This window comes from Ancylobacter sp. G4_0304 (assembly GCF_047501495.1).
Lineage (GTDB): Bacteria > Pseudomonadota > Alphaproteobacteria > Rhizobiales > Xanthobacteraceae > Ancylobacter.
In genome coordinates this window covers 1-299 of record NZ_JAZDRM010000085.1, presented here as the reverse complement: position 1 = coordinate 299, position 299 = coordinate 1, and the positions used below count along the sequence as shown (strand labels likewise).

At 70.6% G+C, this 299-nt stretch carries 1 pseudogene; it reads right to left on the bottom strand.

From position 1 onward, the window contains the following. Positions 1-299: pseudogene (locus VRZ77_RS21725) on the bottom strand (PAS domain-containing sensor histidine kinase); the annotation flags it as partial.

Sequence of the window (299 nt, the reverse complement as noted above, 5' to 3'; positions counted from 1 at the left end):
GCGGAGGCGCGGCTACTTCGGGTTCGTTCACATTTGGCTCAACGACGACGGGCTCGTCGGCAAGGGGCTCGACAGCGTCCGGTTCGGCGAAGGACTCGGCGGGAGGCTCGTCGTCCACACCTTCGAGCCGGGCGCCGAGCGCGCGGGCGATCTCGCGGAAGGCGTTGCGCTCGCCGTTGGATAGCCCCTCCCAAGAGGTGCGGGCGCCATCGCCCCGCCCGTTCTCGGTGGAACGCAACGGCACGACATTGGGCGAGGCGGGCACGACGGAGAGCGTGACACGTGCCACCGCCTCGACC